The following is a 17,364-nucleotide window of genomic DNA, read 5'->3' as shown; positions in this document are numbered from 1 at the left end:
GTTCCCGTGCGGCCCTTGGCCGTTGTCCTAGACTCGCGGCCATGTCTGGCCCCGCCGACCCTTACTGTCAGTCCCGCCGCGTGGCGCGCGGGGCCGCCCTGACCTTGGTGTTCGCGAGCGTCCTCGTTGCGGGCGCGGCCACCGGATCGCTGCCCCGGGGCGAGGGCGGCGGGAGCGCCCGCCCGGTCGGCGCCCGCCACGAGGTCGCCGAGGCCGCCGCCGAGGCGCTGGCCCAGGGCAAGTCCCCCATGGAGGCCGCCGAACGGGCCGTCAGCCGCAGCGGAGACCGCTGGGCGGCCGTCTACTCCCCGGACGAGTACGAGGAGTTCGCGCGGTCCCTGGACGGCGAGTACACCGGCGTCGGCCTCTGGGCCGAGCGGGAGCGCGACGGCGGGATCGAGGTGTCCTACGTGCGCGCGGGCTCGCCCGCCGCAGCCGCCGGCATCAAGGCGGGCGACCGGTTGCGCAGCATCGACGGACAGCCCGTGAACGGCCTCCCGGTCACCGACGTCGTCTCCCTGCTGCGCGGCGAGGCGACCGACGCGGCCGTCGGCACGGCCGTACGGCTCGGTCTGGAGCGCGGCACGCGCGCGTGGGACGAGACCCTGCGGCGCGCCAAGCTGTCCACCGACTCCGTGGGCGTCGAGCACACCGCGCGCGGGGTGACCGTCGTACGGATCGCCGCCTTCACGCGCGGGGTCGGGCGGTCGGTGCGGGACGCCGTGCGGGGTGCCGGGGGCGGGATCGTCCTCGATCTGCGCGGGAACTCCGGCGGGTTCGTGGCCGAGGCCGTGGCGGTGGCCTCCGTGTTCCTCGACGGCGGGCTGGTCGCGACGTACGACGTCGACGGCCGCGAGCGGTCCCTGCACGCGGCCTCCGGGGGCGACACCACCAGACCCCTGGTCGCGCTCGTCGACGGCGGCACGATGAGCGCGGCCGAACTCCTCACCGGCGCCCTCCAGGACCGGGGGCGCGCGGTGGTCGTGGGGACACGGACCTTCGGCAAGGGGTCCGTGCAGATGCCTACGACGCTCCCGGACGGGTCGGTCGCCGAGCTGACGGTGGGGCACTACCGGACGCCGGCCGGGCACGCGGTGGACGGGGTGGGCATCACGCCGGACCTGGAGGCGGCGGGGGAGCGGGTCCTGGAGCGGGCGGAGACGGTGCTGAGCGGCATGGGGGATGTGGAGTAGGGGTCGTCGTCAGGGTGTTTTCAGGGGTGGCTCAGGGAAACGGCTTTCCCTCCTGACCCCGCCGGGTGCGAAAATGGCGGGACTATGAGCAAGGGAATGTACGTACCGAAGGAGTCCCAGCCCAAGCAGGGCACTGGGGGCGGCAAGAGCCGGGACGGGGAGAAGGGCGGCAAGCGCAAGATCGTCGCCCAGAACAAGAAGGCGCGTCACGACTACGCGATCATCGACACCTACGAGGCGGGGCTGGTCCTGACCGGCACCGAGGTGAAGTCGCTGCGCGAGGGGCGGACGTCGCTGGCCGACGGCTTCGTCCAGATCGACCGGGGCGAGGCGTGGCTGCACAACGCGCACATCCCCGAGTACCACCAGGGCAGCTGGACCAACCACTCCGCGCGCCGCAAGCGCAAGCTGCTGCTGCACCGCGAGGAGATCGACAAGCTGGCCGTCAAGGCGGAGGAGACGGGGCACACCATCGTGCCGCTCGCCCTCTACTTCAAGGACGGCCGGGCCAAGGCGGAGATCGCGCTCGCGCGCGGCAAGAAGGAGTACGACAAGCGGCAGACCCTGCGCGAGCAGCAGGACCGGCGGGAGGCGGACCGGGCGATCTCCGCGGCGAGGCGGCGGCAGCGGGGGCAGTAGGTTCCGCGCGGGAATGTGGTGGCATGTGTGCGCGTTGGTCACGTACGATGGCATCAGCGCCTCACAGAAGGCGTGTCTTTGAAAAAACAACATGGGGATGATCGGTTTCGACAGCGGATGTCGAAGCAGGAGAAGCGTGTCGAGAAAGCGGCCATGATCTCGTAAACCACAGGCCGAAAAAAATAATCGCCACTGTTAAGAGCGATTCTCCCAAGGCTCAGCACTTCGCCCTCGCTGCCTGATTTCAGATAACGAGGAAAGTGCTCCTTACTTAAGGGAGTGTCAGCCCGGGGCTGTTCCCGACCCGGATCCTGGCATCAGCTAGGGGACTAAACCTCCATCCCGGTCACGGGGTGAAGAGGGAAACCAAACAGTGACTGGGCCCGTCGGCGACTTGTTCGCGTGATTGCCGGGGCCGAGAAAAGCACAGCGAACTGCACACGGAGAAGTCCTGATTCCACACCGTTGGACGCGGGTTCGATTCCCGCCATCTCCACGAGATGGAGGTGGCCTGCGCTCGCAAAAAGCGCGAGCGCAGGCCACCTCGTACCATTTCTGGGGGCATGACCCCCAGACCCCCTCATCCCATGTGGGCGAGAGCCCCGCTGCTTACCGGCAGCGGGGCTTTTGTCATTTACGCGTCTTTCTAGGCCGGCCGGGGTGCTGTACTCGCCCGCCGGGTCAGCGTCGGCGCCAGTAAGGTCGCCTCCGGTACGGAGTCCCCCGCGAGTTTCAGCATCAGCAGTTCCACGGCCTGCGTACCGAGCCGCGCCGACGGCAGCTCGACGGAGGTGATCCCGAGCCGTTCGCCCAGTTCGGACGGGCAGATCGCGGTGACCGAGAGATCGCCGGGCACCCGCAGCCCGAGTGCGCGGAAGGCGTCGACGAGCGGTTCGAGGACGGCTTCGTTGTGGACGACGACCCCGGTGAGCGCCGGCTGCTCGTGCAGGAGCCGTTCCGCGACCCGGCGGGCGCCGGCCGGGCTCGCCTCGCAGGGATGGACGGCGGAGGCGAGCCCGGCGCGGTCGGCGGCGGCGGTGAAACCCTGGACCACGCGCTGGGCGAACGCGGTGCCGCGCACGTACACCTCCGGCGGCGAGCCCACCAACGCGATCACTCTGTGGCCGAGTTGGGCGAGATGCTCGACGCAGGCCGCGCCCGCCGCGCGGAAGTCGAGGTCGATGCAGGTGAGCCCGGCGGAGTCGAGGGGGAAGCCGATCATCACCGTCGGCCGGTCCAGGCCGCGCAGCAACGGCAGCCGGTCGTCGTGGAGTTGGACGTCCATGAGGAGCAGCGCGTCGACAAGTGCCGTGTCCGCGACGCGGCGTAGGCCCTCCTCGCCCTCCTCCTGGGTGAGGAGGAGGACGTCGTGGTCGTGCCGGCGGGCGGCGGTGACGACGGAGACGACGAACTGCATGACGACGGGGACGTCGATGCCGGTGCGTAACGGGGTCATCAGGGCGAGGACGTTGGAGCGGCTGCTGGCGAGCGCGCGGGCGCCGGCGTGCGGGCGGTAGCCGAGGTCGCGGATGGCGTCCTGGACCCGCTGCCGGGTCTGCTCGGAGATGGGGCGCTTGCCGCTGAGCGCGTACGACACGGTGCTGGGGGAGACGCCGGCGCGCCGGGCCACGTCGGTGATCTTCACCATCAGCAGATCTCCACCGTGAGGAAACCGGTCCCGGCGTCCGCGCGGGCGATCCGGTCACCGGCGGCGAGCGCCCAGGGCGCCGAGGGGTCGCTCGCGGAGGCGCGCAGGGTGTCCCCGACGCGGACGACCGTGTACGTCACCTCCCCCACCCGTACGGTGACTTGGGCGCCGCGTTCGAGGCGGTAGGCGCGCAGGGTGACGCCGTCGGCGTGGTGGTAGTCGGGGCGGTCGGCGTGGGCGCCGACGGGCAGGACGGCGCCGGCGCGCACCAGCAGGGGGAGGCTGAGGAAGCCGTGGGTCTCGCGCACCCAGCGCGGCCCGGTGACGGTGCGGCCGGTGATGTAGTGGGTCCAAGTCCCTTCGGGGACGTAGTACTTGACGTCGCCGTCGTCGCTGAAGACCGGGGCGACGAGCAGGTCGGGGCCCAGCATGTACTGGCGGTCGAGGTGGGCGCAGCCGGGGTCGTCGGGGAACTCCAGGACCATCGCGCGCATCATGGGGACGCCCTCCTCGTGGGCGACGCGCGCGGCCTCGTACAGGTAGGGCATGAGGCGGAGCTTGAGGCGGGTGAACAGCCTCAGTACGTCCACCGATTCGTCGTCGAAGAGCCAGGGGACGCGGTACGACGAGGAGCCGTGCAGGCGGCTGTGGGAGGACAACAGGCCGAAGGCGAGCCAGCGTTTGAAGAGGGCCGGGGTGGGGGTGCCCTCGAAGCCGCCGATGTCGTGGCTCCAGTAGCCGAAGCCGGACAGGCCCAGGGAGAGTCCGCCGCGCAGCGACTCGGCCATCGCCTCGTACGTCGACTCGCAGTCGCCGCCCCAGTGAACGGGGTACTTCTGGCTGCCTGTTGTGGCCGAGCGGGCGAAGACGACGGCCTCTGCCTCGCCCCGGTGTTTGCGCAGCAGCTCGAAGACCGTGCGGTTGTAGAGGTAGCTGTAGTAGTTGTGCATCCGCTCCGGGTCGGAGCCGTCCGCCCAGACGACGTCGGTGGGGACGCGTTCGCCGAAGTCGGTCTTGAAGCAGTCGACGCCCTGCGCGAGGAGCTTTTCGAGTTTGGCGGCGTACCAGTCGCGGGCGGCGGGGCTGGTGAAGTCGACCAGGGCCATGCCGGGTTGCCACAGGTCCCACTGCCAGACGCTGCCGTCGGGGCGCTTGAGGAGGTGGCCGAGCTCCTTGCCCTCGGTGAACAGCGGGGAGCGCTGGGCGATGTAGGGGTTGATCCAGGCGCTGATGCGCAGGCCCTTCGCCTTGAGCCGGGCCAGCATGCCCTCGGGGTCGGGGAAGACGCGCGGGTCCCACTCGAAGTCGCACCAGTGGAACTCGCGCATCCAGAAGCAGTCGAAGTGGAAGACGGAGAGCGGGAGTTCACGCTCGCGCATACCTTCGATGAAGCCGGTGACGGTCTCCTCGTCGTAGGACGTGGTGAACGACGTGGACAGCCACAGCCCGAACGACCAGGCGGGCGGCAGCGCCGGGCGGCCGGTGAGGGCCGTGTACTTGCGCAGGATGTCCTTCGGGGTGGGGCCGTAGATGACGTAGTACGTCAACTCCTGGGCCTCCACGCTGAATTGGACCCGGGAGACGGATTCGGAGCCGACCTCGAAGGAGACCTTGCCGGGGTGGTCGACGAAGACGCCGTAGCCGGCGTCGGTGAGGTAGAACGGCGTGTTCTTGTAGGCCTGTTCGGTGGTCGTGCCGCCGTCGGCGTTCCAGATGTCCACCACCTGGCCGTTCTTGACGAGCGGGCCGAAGCGTTCGCCGAGGCCGTACACCGATGTGCCGACGTTCAGGCCGAGTTGCTCGCGCAGGTAGTGGGCGCCGGTCGTGGTGTCGCGCATGATGCCCATGCCCTTGGGGCCGCTGGTGGTGAGCGAGCGGCCGTGGGCGCGGAAGTCGAGCTGCCAGGGGCCGGTGCGGGAGATTCTGAGCGACAGTTCGCCCGAGGTGAGGGTGGCCTGGTCGGTGTCGTAGCCGATGTGCGGGCTGAACTCCTTTGTCGTCAGCTCGAATTGGGGTTTCTGTGGCTGCTCCCCCCGGAAGTGGGCGAAGGTGACGCCGATGACGTCGGGGAGGGGCGCGTGGGCGGTGAGCGTCACGACCGGTCCCTTCAGCAGGTCGCCGCGGTGGCGGACGGGGTGGGTCGGCGCGTGGATCTCCAGCGTGTCCCCGGCGTCGGTGACGTCCAGGGCCTCGGCCGGGTGGGCCGCGGTGACACCCTCGCGCAGCAGCCAGTAACCATCGGTGAACTTCACGTGGGAGGTCCTTACTTGACGGCACCCACGGCGATACCGCGGGTGAGCGTGCGCTGGAAGACGAGGAAGAAGACGAGAGCCGGCAACACCCCTAGCAGGGCTGCCGCGTTGGTCATCGTGGCGTCCATCAGCCGCTGGCCCTGGAGCACGCCGAGCGCGACGGAGACGGTCTGGTTGTCGTTGGAGATCAGCATCACCAGCGGCAGCAGGAACTCGTTCCACGTCCAGATGAAGAAGAACACCGCGAGCACACCGAGCGTCGGCCGGCTCATCGGTACGACGATCCGCCACAGCACCTGCCACCGGCCGGCGCCGTCGATCCGCGCGGCCTCGATCACCTCGCGCGGGAACCGGCCGAGCACGGCGGACAGCAGATACGTCCCGAACGCCGCCTGGATCACGGTGAATACGATGACCACGCTCAACCTCGTGTCGTACAGGCCGAGTTGCTTGCTCAGGTAGTAGACGGGGTAGACCAGGGCCTCCTGCGGGAGCATGTTGGCGAGGACGAAGAACGCGAGGATCCAAGTGCGGCCCTTGATACGGCCGATGCCGATCGCGTACGCGTTCAGGACGGACAGGGCGACGGCGAGGAGGGCCACCGAGCCGCTGATCAGGGTGGAGTTGACGAGTTTTTGCGTGTAGTCGACGCGGGTCCAGAAGTCCTTCAGACCGTCCAGGTAGAGGCCGTCGGGGAGGCTGAGGGGGCCGTTCTGGGAGTACTCCGTGGGGGACTTGACCGCGTTTATGGCGACGATGAGGAACGGGACGACCATGAAGAGGGCGGCCAGGCAGAGGGCGAGGAGGACGGGGGAGCGTTTCAGGAAATTCCTCATGCGCGTGTCTCCTCCTCCTCGCTCCGGCCCTGGAGCCGCAGCGCGATCAGGGACAGCGCGAGGATGATGACCGTGAGGACGGTCGAGATCGCGGCGCCGTAGCCGACCTGGGTCTTCTCGAAGAACGTGGCGAAGGAGAAGTACGACGGGACGCCGGTCGCGCCGCCGGGGCCGCCCTTGGTGAGGACGTACACCGCGCCGAACACCTTCAGCGCGGCGATCGTGCACCACGTCAGCACCACGTAGATCTCCGGCCGGATCTGCGGCAGCGTGATGTGCCAGAACCGGCGCCACCAGCCGGCCCCGTCCAGCTCGGCGGCCTCGTACAGCTGGGGGTCGACGCGTTCGAGGCCGGCCATGAACACCACGAGCGGGAAGCCGAGTTGGACCCACACCATGACGCCCATGACGCTGTAGAGCGCGAAGTCCGGGTCACCGAGCCAGTCTTGGCGCCAGCCGCCCAGACCTATGGCTTTGAGGAGGGCGTTGAGGGAGCCGTCGTCCGGGGCGAGGATCCAGCTCCAGACGATGCCGGCGACGGCGATCGGGAGGATCTGCGGGAGGTAGAAGCAGGCGCGCAGGACGGCGGTGATCCGGCTGCCGAAGTGCTTGCCGACGTAGTCGAACAGGGCGGCGGCCAGGACGAGTCCGAGGCAGGTCGGGACCACGGCCATCGCGGCGACCATGAAGAGGCTGTGCCGGAAGGACTCCCAGAACGCCGAATCGTCCAGCAGCTCACGGTAGTTGGCGAGCCCGGACCACTTGGGGGAGCCGACGCCCTGCCAACTGGTGAAGCTCACACCGGTGTTCATGAGGAACGGGACGACGATGACGGCGAGGAAGGCGAGGACGCCGGGGAGGAGGAAGAGGGCGTAGGGGAGGTCGGGGGAGGGGGCCGTGCGGGTGGGGCGGCGGATGCGGGGGCGGCCGGGGGCCGGGGTGGGGGTGGGGGCCTGGGCCGTCATGAGGACGGCTTGCCCTTGTCGTACGCGTCCTGGAGCGCGTCGAGGTACGCGTCCGGGGTGCCGCTGCCGGTGAGGAGTTTCTGGGTCTCGGAGACCAGGACGTCGTAGAAGCCGGGGACCGGCCAGTCGGGGTAGAAGGCCAGGCCGTCGCGGCTGCTGAGGGTGTTGAAATCGGTGGTGAGCTGCTTGGACTTGGGGTCGGTGATCGCCGCCGGGTCGGCCGCGACGGGGACGCCGCCCTTGTCGCCGAGCAGGTTCTGGATCTTCTTCGACATGGTGATGCCGATGAAGTCGTAGGCGAGTTGCTTGTTCTTCGCGCTCTTCGGTACGACCCACAGGTTGCCGCCCGAGCCGAGCGTCAGCTTCGAGTCGGGCCAAAGTGCCGTGCCCCAGGCGAACTTGGCCTCGGACTGGAAGCGGCCGTACCACCAGCTGCCGGAGAACAGGATCGGTGACCTGCCCTGGAGGAAGGAGACACCGGCCTGTTCGGCGGTGGCGCCGCTCGAACTCTTCGCCAGGTAGCCCTTCTTGACCCAGTCGGCGAAGGTGTCGGCGGCGTACGTCCAGGCCGCGTCATGGAAATCCACCTTGCCCTTGTACAGCTCGTAGGAGTCGACCCAGGCGCGGTCGGCCTTGGAGAGGGCGAGCTGGTAGAAGTACTGGTGGGCGACGTACTCGGCACCGGCGTTCGCCAGCGGGGTGATCCCGGCGTCCTTGAACTTCTGTAGGGCGGCGGTGAGTTGGGGGAAAGTGGTGGGTTCCTGGACGCCGTACTTCTTGAAGAGGTCCTTGTTGAGGTAGAGCATCGTGAACTCGGCGTAGTTCGGGACGCCGTACCAATGGCCGCTGCCCATCACGCCGTTGGTGTCGTACTGGCTGGTGGTGCGGACGGCTGGGCTGAGGAGTTTGTCCCAGCCGCGTTTGGCGGCCTCGGCGGTGAGGTCGGTGAGGAGGCCCTGTTTGGAGAGCAGGCCCGCTGTCGCGTTGCCCTTGTTGTACTCCATCAGGTCAGGCGCGTCCGAGGAGTTGAGGACCATCGGGGCCGTCTTCTGGATCTGCTCGAAGCTCTTCTCCTCGAACTTCACCTTCACGCCCGGGTGTTGGTTCTCGAACTCCTTGATGGCCTCCGTCCAGGCCTCGCCCATCGCGCTGTTGGGGGCCTCGTAGTGCCACAGGCGCAGGGTCTTCGCGTCGGAGGTGCCGCCGCTGCCCCCGCCGCCGCAGGAGGTGAGCAGCAGGGCGGCGGCGCCGATCACCGCCGCCGCTGCTGTCGTCGCACGCCGTCTTGCCGTCAACATCCAGTGCCTCCGCGGGAGTCGGCTGGTACTTCGGGCCGTGCCGGCGTCACGCGGATCGTGGTCGAATCGATTCGATGCGTGACGTCGAAGCGCTTCGACGCAGGAACGTAGGCGGTGCGGGAGAGTGCGTCAATGGGGGTGGCGGGGATTGGGGGAAGCGATTCGACTGGGCGGGGGTGCGGTGGGGTGCGGTGGGGTGGAGGCTGGGGGCCTGGGGCTTCCTTGTCATCGAACGGTCTTGCTGTCGAACGGCCTTGTCGCTTAAGGGGCTTGGCGTCGGACCGCCTTGCGTGCCGCGGAGATCGCCAGGGCGAGGAGGGCGGTCGTCCGGAGGGGCGGGGTGCGGCGGGTCGGGTCTCGTGGCGTTCGGCGTGGGCCGAAGTCGGCGATCACCAGGGTGTCGGCGGTGACGGTGTAGAGGAGGTTCTGTTGCTGCTCGGGATTCGGCATGTGGGTAACGGTCGTACCGGGGTGATCAGTTGGTCCAACACCTGTTCGGGGCCGATTCACGCGTCCGCGTTGTAAGTTCGCCGGATGTCCGTCTCGCCGCACGACCTCGAACCCCGTCTCCTGCGCGGCTTTCTCGCCGTCGCCGAGGAGCTGCACTTCACCCGGGCCGCCGCGCGGCTGTACGTCGCCCAGCAGGCGCTCAGCCGTGATGTGCGGCGGCTGGAGCGGGAGTTGGGGGTGGAGCTGTTCGTGCGCAGCACCCGGCAGGTGCGGCTCACGCCGGACGGGGAGCGGCTGCTTCCTCACGCGCGGCGGGTGCTGGCGGCGCAGGAGGAGCTGCGGGCGGCGTTCGGGCGGGCGCGTCCGCTGCTCGTCGATCTCAACTCGCCCGGCTTGAGCACGGGTTCGCTGGTGCTGGCGCGGGCGCGTGAACTCGCCCCGGAGTACGAGCTGATGGCGCGGTACGAGAGCGGGCTCACGGGGGCGGCGGGGGAGATGGCCGCCGGGCGGCTGGACGCGTCGTTCGGGCGGTACGCGGGTCTGGAGCCTTCGCTGCGGGGGCAGTTGGCGCATCAGCTGGTGCGGTACGAGCCCATGGCGATCGTGCTGCCGGCGGGGCATCGGCTGGCGGGGCTCGCGGAGGTGCCGCTGGCGGCGCTGGCGGGGGAGACCGTCTACGCCGGCGCCGGGAACCCCCGTACGCCTGAATGGACCGCGCTGGCGCGGGAGTTGTTCGAGGGGCGAGGGATCGGGATCGCGCCACCGGCGCCGTTGGCCGTGGGGGAGGAGGAGTTCCGGCGTGTCATGGCCAGGACCGGGTGTCCGGTGCTTGTCGTGGTGGGTTTTCCGGCCATGCCTGGAAGCGTGCAGCGGCCACTCGTCGAGCCGGTTCCGCTGGCTCCCGTGTCGCTCGTGTGGCGAAAGGGGCTGGTCCATCCGGCGTTGGACATACTGCGACAATCCGCGGCCGAACTCGCGTCCGAGAAGTCGTGGACGCGTTCGAATGGTGAGGGGTGGATTTCGGCCATAGACATGGCCATGACGGCCCCGTACAAATGACACATCGCACACCTGACGCACACCCGCTGCGCTAGATTCGGCGCCCCGGGCGCGGAGTGACATCTGGGGCGTGCTGGCCGGGCGGGGGCCCGGTGAACCGACGTGTGCTCGGAGTCGGACGCGCGCCCGGAATCCGATCTCATCGTGGTCCCGTGGGGGGAAGTGCGCGCGTGAAGAAATGGCGAGAAGAAACCCAACCGGAGTGGCCGGAGCCGGCGCCGGTGACCGAGGAGGGGCCGGTGGTCCGGGGGACTCAGCGGTTCCCCGAACTGGCGTCGTCCGGTGGGCGGGGGGACATCTCCGGAGAGTCCGGGCATGGTGGGTGGGGGGAGTTTTCGGACGGGGTCGCCGAAACTGTGCGGCGGCCGCCGGAGGCGGGGGGGCGGGTGCCGGATGGGGTTGCGGCGGGGCTTCGGGATCCTTGGGGTTCTGGGGGGTCGGGGTATGGGGGGCGGGGTGGCCGGACGGCCGCTGGAGGGGCGTCCGTGTCGGGTGCTGGGGCGTCTCAACTCCCAGATGTTGGAGTGGAGTTGGGCTCTGCCCGGAGTGCAAAGGGTGCTGCTGGAGGCGGAGTTCAGGTTTCCGGAGATGGTGAGCGGGGTTCTGCCGGGGGCGCCAAGGATTCCGGCTCCGCCGAAGTCACCGTCCAGCTCGACCCGTTGGGCGGGGACGGGGCCGGCGGGAAGGGCGAGGTGTCCGAACGGCCCGTGTTCGTCGACGAGTCGGGGCGGCGCAGTCGTACCTTCCGGCGGATCGGTGCCACGGTCGGCCTCGCGTGCGGGGCGTACGCCGTCGTCATCGCCGGGACGCTGCTGTCCGGGAACGCGGGGGCGCCCTGGCTGCCGTTGCCGGGGCCCGCCGCGGACGACAACAAACCGGCGGGGCAGGTGGACGCGACGCACGCGCCGGGCGGTTCGACGAGTCCGCGGCCTGAGGGCGGGGTGTCCGTGCCCGGAGGCGGAATCCCCTACGGGACGGGTGCGGCGGCCCCTAAGGGCCCCGGCGCGTCCTCGGCGCCGCACGCCGGGGGTACTCCGCCGGGGCGCACGCGGGCCTCGGAGCCTTCGACGGGGGCGGCTGCCTCGCCGAGCGCGGGCACGGGTGCCACGGAGCCCGCGACCCCCGGCACCGGCGCGCCGTCGAGCCCCGCGACCCCGTCCCCGACGGGCAGCACCCCGCCCCAGCCGACCCCACCCGCCACGACTCCGCCCCCCGCCTCCCCGTCCGCGTCACCGGCGGCCTCGGCTTCGACGACGCGGCATCACCGGCGGGGGCATGGGAGGGCGGCGGGGGGCGGGGCGGCGTTGTACAGGACGACGCCGGCCAAGCCGACGGCGTACGGGGCGGCCGCGCCCGCCCAACTCGCCGCGCCCGCCCGGCCCGCCGGGACCATCACCCCCTCGGAGTACACCCTCTAATGCCACCCCGCACCACCCGGCGAACCCCCTCAGGGTCGGCCGATGACGCAGCGCGACTTATATCCACGCCCCCTAGGGGCAAAGGCGCTCGCCGTAAGCGAGGTGCTACTGGGGGGACCGGTGTCGCCCGGCGGCGGTTTCCGATGCGCGTTCTGTTGCCCTTGCTGCTGCTCTGCGCGGTGATGGCGATGCTGATGCTGCGCGGCTATGTGCACAGCGAGATCCTCGCGGACTACCGCATCCGGCCGGAGGCGTCCTCGGACAAGGTGCCGCAGAGCATCTTGAACGGCGGGCCCGTGATCGACACGCGGGACGGGCGGACGGCCAGCATGGATATTCCGGCGAAGCGGATCGTGCTGACTTTCGACGACGGCCCCGACCCGCGCTGGACGCCCGAAGTGCTCGACGTGCTGAAGAAACACCACGCGCACGCCGTCTTCTTCATCACCGGCACGATGGCCTCCCGCTACCCCGCGCTGATCCGCCGCATGGTCGCCGAGGGCCACGAGATCGGGCTGCACACCTTCAACCACCCCGACCTCTCCTACCACTCCAGGACCCGCATCGACTGGGAACTCACCCAGAACCAGCTGGCGTTGGCGGGCGCGGCCGGTATCCGTTCGTCCATCTTCCGCCCGCCGTACTCCTCTACGGCCGACGCGCTGGACAACGAGTCCTGGCCGGTGGTGCGTTACGTCGGCAGCCGGGGCTATCTCACCGTCCTGACGAGTGTGGACAGCGAGGACTGGCAGAAGCCCGGCGTCGCGCGGATCATCCGCGACTCCACGCCCCCGAAGGGCAAGGGCGCCATCGTCCTGATGCACGACTCGGGCGGCGACCGGCACGAGACCGTCGAGGCGCTGGACCGCTATCTGCCCCAACTCCAGGGCGAGGGCTACGAGTTCCAGAACCTCACCGAGGCCCTGAACGCGCCGAGCGCCCATACCCCGGTCACCGGGACGGAGTTGTGGCAGGGCAAGGCGTGGATCGCGCTGGTCTCGGCGTCCGACGGGCTGACGAACATCCTCGTCGTCGGCCTGGCCGTCATCGGCTTCCTCGTCTTCGCCCGCTTCGGCCTGATGCTGCTGCTCTCCGCCGGGCACACCCGCCGCAGGCGCCGCAAGGACTTCCGCTGGGGCGCGGCGCCGGTGACCGAACCGGTGACGGTCCTCGTCCCCGCCTACAACGAGGCCAAGTGCATTGAGAACACGGTCCGTTCACTGGTCCGCAGCGAACACCCGGTCGAGATCCTGGTCATCGACGACGGCTCCAGCGACGGCACCGCCCGCATCGTGGAAGACCTCGCCCTGCCCGGCGTACGCGTCGTCCGCCAGCTCAACGCGGGCAAGCCGGCCGCCCTCAACAGGGGCCTGGCGAACGCCAGTTACGACATCATCGTCATGATGGACGGCGACACCGTCTTCGAACCCGGCACCGTCCGCGAACTCGTCCAGCCCTTCGCCGACCCGCGCGTCGGCGCCGTCGCCGGCAACGCCAAGGTCGGCAACAAGGACACCCTCATCGGTGCCTGGCAGCACATCGAGTACGTCATGGGCTTCAACCTCGACCGCCGGATGTACGACGTCCTGCGCTGCATGCCGACCATCCCCGGCGCCGTAGGAGCCTTCCGCCGTACGGCACTTGAGCGGATCGGCGGGATGAGCGACGACACGCTCGCCGAGGACACCGACATCACCATGGCCATCCACCGGGACGGCTGGCGGGTCGTGTACGAGGAGAAGGCGCGCGCCTGGACCGAAGCGCCGGAATCCGTACAGCAGTTGTGGTCGCAGCGGTACCGGTGGTGCTACGGGACGATGCAGGCGATCTGGAAGCACCGGCGGGCGGTCGTCGAACGCGGCCCGTCCGGCCGGTTCGGGCGGATCGGGCTGCCGCTGGTGTCCCTGTTCATGGTCGTCGCCCCGCTGCTGGCCCCGCTGATCGACCTGTTCCTCGTGTACGGGCTGGTCTTCGGCCCCACCGGCAAGACCATCGCGGCCTGGTTCGGCGTACTGACCATCCAACTCGTCTGCGCCGCCTACGCGTTCGTCCTCGACCGCGAACGGCTCACCCCGCTCGTCTCGCTGCCGCTCCAGCAGATCCTCTACCGGCAGCTCATGTACATGGTGCTGCTCCAGTCCTGGATCACCGCGCTCACCGGGGGCCGGCTGCGCTGGCAGAAGCTGCGGCGCAAGGGGCAAGTCGCCGCGCCTCCCGGTGAGTTGGCCGAAGGGGGGACGGCGTGACGAGCACCACGGAGCTGAGCGAGCCGGCCGTCTCCTCCCAACCACCCTCCAGGGACCGGTACTTCGACCTGCTGCGGGCGGTCGCCCTCTTCCGTGTCGTCCTCTACCACCTCATGGGGTGGGCCTGGCTCCCGGTCGTCTTCCCGTCGATGGGCGTGATGTTCGCGCTCGCCGGCAACCTCATGGCCCGCTCGCTGGCCAAGCGCCCGGCCCGGGAGGTCGTACGCGGCCGGCTGCGCCGACTGCTGCCCCCGCTATGGCTGTTGGGGACCGTCGGGGTGAGCGGCATGGTCCTCGCGGGGTGGGGGCCCGACGCCGACGGGCACCCCGGCTGGTGGTGGTTCCACCTCACCTTCTGGATCCTGCCGGTGAGCGATCCGCCGTACGGCGCCGGACTCCCGGGCGTACACGGCCTGTTGGGCGACGACTGGGCGACCTCCCTCGGCGTGCCGCTCTGGTACATCAGGGCCTACCTCTGGTTCGTCCTCCTCTCCCCTTTGCTGCTAAGGGCGTTGAGGCGCGCACCCTGGCCGACCGTCTTCGCGCCGCTCGCGCTGTCGGCCGCGCTGGAGTTCACCGGCCTCCAGATCCCCGGCGACCGGCTGAGCACCAATGTCACCGACTTCGCGACGTTCGGGGCCTGTTGGCTGCTCGGCATGGCCCAGCAGGAGGGGATTCTCGCGCGGCTGCCGCGCTACGTCGTACCGTCGCTCGCGCCCGCGGTCGCCGGGTTCGCGCTCTGGTACGCCCTCGGGCACGACTTCCATCAGGACCACGACCTCGACGACATGCCCTTCGCGCAGTCCCTCTGGTCCTTCGCCGCCGTGCTCTTCCTCCTTCACCTCAGCCCGAGTTGGGGGGAGTGGCCGGGCCCGCTGCGGCGGTTCGACCGCGTGGTGACTCTCCTCAACTCCCGTGCGGTCACTGTGTACTTGTGGCACAACGTGTGCATCACCGCCGCCGAGTCCCTGTGGGACCACGCCTGGAGCGTGCCCTTCCTGGAGACCCACGCGGCCTGGCTGCTGGGGTCGCCTTGGCCGGTGCTGGTGGTGACCTGGCTGCTGACCGGGGTGTGCGTCGTCGCGTTCGGCTGGGTCGAGGATCTGGCGGCGCGACGGCGGCCGAGGGTGTGGCCGGACGGGCGGGGGAGCCGGGGTGGGCGGAGGAAAAGGGGGGTGGGGTACGGTTTGCGCTTTCGTCGGTCGTGAGGGGTAGGGAGCGCGGGGGATGAGTCAGGTTGCGGGGGAGTCGGGGCGGGGTGAGGGGGTGCCTTCTGGGGACGGGGGGTTGCCGGTCGGGGGTGAGGGGGCGGCTGCCGGGTTCGGGGGGCCGCCGCCGGGATATGAGGGGGCGGCTGCCGGGGATGGGGGTCCGGCGCGGGGTTCGGCTCCTGGGTTCGGGGGTCCGCCGCCTGGGGGTGAGGGTTCGGCTTCCGGGTTCGGCGGTTCGCCTGCCGGGTATGGGGGTTCGGCTTCTGTGTACGGGGGGCCGCCGTCTGCCGGGTATGGGGGGCCGTCGGCCGGGCACTACGGGTACGGCGCGCCTGGGCCGTCGTACGGGGTGCCGGGGCCGGCGGCGTATCAGGTGCCGCAGGGGCACAACCCTTACGGGCAGGCCCCTTACGGGCAGGCCCCTTACGGGCAGGCCCCTTACGGGTACCCGTATCCGCCGCCGTCCCCTAAGGGGCACCTCGGCAAGCGGATAGCCGTGGTCGTCGTAGGGACTGTCGCCTCGGTCGCTCTGCTCGGGGGTGGGGTCATGCTGGCGACCAGTGGGGGGCGTACGGGGGCGGAGGCGCGGCCCTCTGAGTCGGCGTCGGCGTCCGGGGCGGCGTCCGGGTCAGGGGCCGAGCCGGGCGCGCCGGAGGGCACCCCGGCGCCGGAGGCCACCGACCCCGATCCCGGGGCCGGGACGATCCCGGAGAGCTCCGCCCCCTCCGCGTCCCCGCCGGACGCGACCGGGTTCCAAGGGCAGTGGCAGAACCGGGAGTTGAAGACGCTGACGATCGGGTCGGCGTACGGCAGCTCCGGTTCGGCCGCCCAGTACTCGGCGTCGTACATCGACCCGTCCGACGAGGACAACGGCATCCTCATCGGCACGGCGACCAAGACGGCTACGGGGTTGCGCTTGGCGCTGCGCTCGCTGGGGGCGGGGTCAGGGTCTGGGTCAGGGTCGGATTCGGGGTCGACGTCAGGGTCGGAGGCGGCGTCGATGTCGGAGCGGACGTCGGAGCAGGCGTCGGGGTCGGCGGCGTTGCCGGCATCGGGCAAGAGCGCCACCGGTGCGACCCTCACCCGCGTCGGGGACAGCGTCCGGATCACTTGGGACGCGGGCGGGTCGGATCTGCTGGAGTGGGCGGGGCCGTATGGCTGAGCTGGGGTCCTGCGCGGCGGGACGGGGCTGAGGCGGATGCCGGCGGATTCCGCGCGGCAATCGGGCCGTATATACGCCCAGCACGAAGCCCTCTACGCCGAGCTTCTTGGATGAACAGCGAGGGGCCCGCCGGGATGTTCCGGTGGGCCCCCTTCAAATCGCCTGGCGCATCAGCGAGTTCAAGACCGAGTCCCGCAACTCGGGCAGAACGCCGCCCCCGACGGGAGGTCGTTGTGGCAGGAGGTGCAGGTGGTGGTCTGGGCCAGGTGGTGGCCGCAGGTTTGGCAGAAGGCGCCGCCGTGGGTTTCCGTGCGGCATTGGGGGCAGACCAGCTGGCGGGGAGTGGTGGCGTCGTAGGAACTGCCCCTTTGCCGGCCCGCGTCGTACGCCCGCTGGCTCACCATGTCGTTCAGGCCGCGTTGCCCGGCCGCCTGGGCCTCCGCCGCCGTGTCGGGGGAGCAGGTCAGGCACAGGCCCTGGGCGGCGTTCCAGCAGCGGGCGCAGACGTGGGACGTGCAGCGGGGGCAGCGGTTGAAGTGGGACTCCGCGTTGCCCACCGCGCGGGTGAACGCCGTGTCCTTCTGGGTGCCGTAGCTCGCGCCCGCCAGGCCGTCCGCCGCGTCCGAGACGCCCCGTGAGGCGTTGCCGCCGATCACCGACCAGGCCGCGTTGATGCCCTTCGACACCCAGCCGGCTATCTGGCCCGCCCGGAACGGCTCGAACGGCGAGCGCCAGGTGTCCTGACACCGGGCGCACGAGAACTCGAACTGGAAGCCGGCGCCTGTGCCGTGCTCGACGCACAAGTCCCGGTGGTTGTTGCTGAAATAGATCTCGTTGCTCACGGTCCCCCCACGGACACGGTCGGTTCATCCCCCGCGTACGACTGGCCGGTTCCGCTCACTTTGGCTCAGACGTTTCGCTGCGCGCAGGTTAGCGTGCAGGTGGGGATGGTGGAGGGGTGATCGGCGAAGGTTGCCCAGGATTTGG

General features: G+C 70.2%; 14 protein-coding genes and 1 other RNA gene. 8 read left to right on the top strand and 7 right to left on the bottom strand.

The features are described 5' to 3' along the window. The first annotated feature begins 41 nt into the window (after positions 1 to 41). The 3 genes from ACYUD3_RS33760 (at position 42) to ssrA (ending at position 2,331) form a co-directional block, all read left to right on the top strand. Positions 42 to 1,193, top strand: coding sequence for a S41 family peptidase (locus tag ACYUD3_RS33760; RefSeq protein WP_470978606.1), 1,152 nt, complete (start codon positions 42 to 44; stop codon positions 1,191 to 1,193). Positions 1,194 to 1,289: 96 nt separating this feature from the next. Beyond that, entirely contained in the window at positions 1,290 to 1,832 is a 543-nt protein-coding gene (gene smpB, locus ACYUD3_RS33755; RefSeq protein ID WP_470978738.1) for an SsrA-binding protein SmpB, read from the top strand. A 93-nt stretch (positions 1,833 to 1,925) separates the two neighbouring features. Then, positions 1,926 to 2,331, top strand: a transfer-messenger RNA (tmRNA) gene (gene ssrA, locus ACYUD3_RS33750). A gap of 147 nt (positions 2,332 to 2,478) precedes the next feature. Here ssrA and ACYUD3_RS33745 read toward each other — a convergent pair. From ACYUD3_RS33745 to ACYUD3_RS33720, 6 genes are all read right to left on the bottom strand, one after another. Then, positions 2,479 to 3,480: a LacI family DNA-binding transcriptional regulator gene (locus ACYUD3_RS33745; RefSeq protein ID WP_470978603.1), complete on the bottom strand. Its 1,002-nt coding sequence runs from the start codon at positions 3,478 to 3,480 to the stop codon at positions 2,479 to 2,481. Further along, entirely contained in the window at positions 3,480 to 5,732 is a 2,253-nt protein-coding gene (gene yicI, locus ACYUD3_RS33740; protein WP_470978600.1) for an alpha-xylosidase, read from the bottom strand. Before yicI ends, ACYUD3_RS33745 begins: the two co-directional genes overlap by 1 nt. An 11-nt stretch (positions 5,733 to 5,743) precedes the next feature. Then, positions 5,744 to 6,568 (bottom strand): carbohydrate ABC transporter permease, encoded by an 825-nt coding sequence (locus ACYUD3_RS33735; protein ID WP_470978597.1) that lies wholly within the window; start codon positions 6,566 to 6,568, stop codon positions 5,744 to 5,746. Beyond that, entirely contained in the window at positions 6,565 to 7,533 is a 969-nt protein-coding gene (locus ACYUD3_RS33730) for a carbohydrate ABC transporter permease (RefSeq protein ID WP_470978594.1), read from the bottom strand. The genes ACYUD3_RS33735 and ACYUD3_RS33730 overlap by 4 nt, the downstream gene beginning before the upstream one ends. Then, complete coding sequence (locus ACYUD3_RS33725; RefSeq protein ID WP_470978591.1) at positions 7,530 to 8,831, bottom strand: ABC transporter substrate-binding protein; 1,302 nt, start codon at positions 8,829 to 8,831, stop codon at positions 7,530 to 7,532. The genes ACYUD3_RS33730 and ACYUD3_RS33725 overlap by 4 nt, the downstream gene beginning before the upstream one ends. 261 nt (positions 8,832 to 9,092) lie before the next feature. Beyond that, positions 9,093 to 9,281, bottom strand: coding sequence for a hypothetical protein (locus tag ACYUD3_RS33720; RefSeq protein WP_470978588.1), 189 nt, complete (start codon positions 9,279 to 9,281; stop codon positions 9,093 to 9,095). 84 nt (positions 9,282 to 9,365) lie between these two features. Between ACYUD3_RS33720 and ACYUD3_RS33715 the strand changes: the two genes are divergently transcribed. From ACYUD3_RS33715 to ACYUD3_RS33695, 5 genes are all read left to right on the top strand, one after another. Then, a complete protein-coding gene (locus ACYUD3_RS33715) occupies positions 9,366 to 10,340 on the top strand; it encodes a LysR family transcriptional regulator (protein WP_470978585.1) in 975 nt (324 codons plus the stop codon). A 692-nt stretch (positions 10,341 to 11,032) separates the two neighbouring features. Then, positions 11,033 to 11,758: a translation initiation factor IF-2 gene (locus ACYUD3_RS33710; RefSeq protein WP_470978582.1), complete on the top strand. Its 726-nt coding sequence runs from the start codon at positions 11,033 to 11,035 to the stop codon at positions 11,756 to 11,758. 143 nt (positions 11,759 to 11,901) lie between these two features. Further along, positions 11,902 to 14,004, top strand: a complete 2,103-nt coding sequence (locus tag ACYUD3_RS33705) for a bifunctional polysaccharide deacetylase/glycosyltransferase family 2 protein (protein WP_470978579.1) — start codon at positions 11,902 to 11,904, stop codon at positions 14,002 to 14,004. Then, positions 14,001 to 15,212, top strand: a complete 1,212-nt coding sequence (locus tag ACYUD3_RS33700; protein WP_470978576.1) for an acyltransferase family protein — start codon at positions 14,001 to 14,003, stop codon at positions 15,210 to 15,212. Before ACYUD3_RS33705 ends, ACYUD3_RS33700 begins: the two co-directional genes overlap by 4 nt. 19 nt (positions 15,213 to 15,231) lie before the next feature. Continuing rightward, the gene (locus ACYUD3_RS33695; protein ID WP_470978573.1) at positions 15,232 to 16,377 is read left to right on the top strand and encodes a hypothetical protein; all 1,146 of its coding nucleotides are present in this window, start codon (positions 15,232 to 15,234) and stop codon (positions 16,375 to 16,377) included. A gap of 179 nt (positions 16,378 to 16,556) precedes the next feature. On the opposite strand, the gene ACYUD3_RS33690 is transcribed toward ACYUD3_RS33695, so the two are convergent. Beyond that, the gene (locus ACYUD3_RS33690) at positions 16,557 to 17,219 is read right to left on the bottom strand and encodes a double zinc ribbon domain-containing protein (protein WP_470978570.1); all 663 of its coding nucleotides are present in this window, start codon (positions 17,217 to 17,219) and stop codon (positions 16,557 to 16,559) included. Positions 17,220 to 17,364 lie beyond the last annotated feature (145 nt).

Source organism: Streptomyces sp. AMJ-169, from assembly GCF_055597585.1.
This window is presented reverse-complemented; position numbering and strand designations above follow the sequence as displayed.